This window comes from Streptomyces sp. NPDC007896 (assembly GCF_042959425.1).
Lineage (GTDB): Bacteria > Actinomycetota > Actinomycetes > Streptomycetales > Streptomycetaceae > Streptomyces.
This window is the reverse complement of sequence record NZ_JBIBKX010000001.1, coordinates 802,082-803,432: the sequence shown is the minus strand read 5'-3', so window position 1 is coordinate 803,432 and position 1,351 is coordinate 802,082. Positions and strand designations below refer to the sequence as shown.

Here is a 1,351-nt window from a genome sequence, read left to right as displayed (position 1 = left end):
CCCTGCTGTACTGGCCACGGCCCGACCGGGAGTTGCCCTCAACGGTCAGATGGCCGTGCCTCCCTCAAAGATGCTCTGGCGTTGCCAGACGCATTCCGCGGCTGGTCGCTACACGCAACACGTCCCCCAGTGCCGCAGCTAGCTGGGCCGTGAGAAGCGGTAGTTCGTTGAAGTCGCCCGTTCGGTGATCGAGTACTTGCAGTGTGTGCTTCAGCAGTTTGGACGCCGCGTCGAGTTGATCCGTCTCGATGCGGTCCGCCAAGCGGGACATGAAACCGTCACCATCGTTGGTGCTCAGGTAGCACGGTTTACCCTCCGGCCCTACCCACGGGAGCAGTCTCAGTTCACTCTCCTCCGTCATCGCTGCGTCTGCCCTCCGGCAATTTCGAGGTTGGATGTCGGAGCACTGCCAGGTGTCCAACCGCTCGGCGGTTCACGTTCGTCGGGTGTGGAGCAGTCGGATACCGGATGGCATGAACAGCCGCAGGCTTCGTAGATCACGGGCACGTCGATCGGAGCCGAGACTGGGGAGGACTCCGCGCATGCGTGATGCGTGCCGATCCGGCAGGCGATCGAGCGGTAGGAGGCGCCCGAAGCGTCCGGACTGGAGGTCTGCTGTCGGGAGGGCATCAGATGGCCTCCACGGGAGTCGGCCATGCTTCGGTCGGCAGATGAGGAGCAACGGCAACCGTCGGGTGCTGTCGAGCGCGCTTCTCCCAAGCCAGCATGTAGGGGCGGACGAGCGAGTTCTCTTCGCCGGTCAGCACGTAGCGATGTCTCGCCAAGTCGGAGGCCCGAGCCAAGGTGACCGTCGGCTCGTCGGCGGGCGCAACAGAAGCGGGAGCGGTCGACGGTCGGGAGGGCGTTAAGGGGCGGCGATGTCTGCCCCTGGATGAGTGCCGCGCTTTGGTGAGCGTGGCGGCATGGCGGATACGGTTGAGCACGCTGAATCAGCTCCTGTTGCTGATGGCTCGGTCCTGCGACATCGCTTGTCGTGGGACCGCTTTGCGTAAGACCGCCCAGAGAGTGCGGTCACCGAGGCTCGTGGCGAGGAGCCCGAACCGATCAGCCTCGGCCGCCGCTTGCAGGGCCTCCCTCCATGACTCGGCGGAGAGCTCTTCCGGCACCTCCGCTTCGACCGACGTGAACTCCTCGTGTTCCTTCACGCGTGTAGGGAGTCCGACGGCGGACAGCCGGGCAGCGATGGCCGCCGCGCGAACTCCCGAAGCGGGCACAGGGCAGCCTCCGTTAACTGGCGATCACTTTGAGTGAAGCTAGTTAACTAGATTAGAGCTAGTGGACTAGATTTTCCACATGTCTGAGCAACCGCCCTACCTCCGCATCGCCGACG

General features: G+C 64.2%; 1 protein-coding gene and 1 pseudogene. Both read right to left on the bottom strand.

What is annotated here, in order from left to right:
• Positions 1-64 precede the first annotated feature (64 nt).
• Positions 65-361 (bottom strand): hypothetical protein, encoded by a 297-nt coding sequence (locus tag ACFZDJ_RS03690; RefSeq protein WP_390927747.1) that lies wholly within the window; start codon positions 359-361, stop codon positions 65-67.
• Positions 362-960: 599 nt separating this feature from the next.
• Positions 961-1,235: pseudogene (locus tag ACFZDJ_RS03685) on the bottom strand (hypothetical protein); the annotation flags it as partial.
• Between the last annotated feature and the right edge of the window lie 116 nt (positions 1,236-1,351).

What these genes read in the sequence shown, in the direction of transcription:
- ACFZDJ_RS03690 (WP_390927747.1), bottom strand. Translation starts at nt 361, where the DNA reads ATGACGGAGGAGAGTGAACTGAGACTGCTCCCGTGGGTAGGGCCGGAG.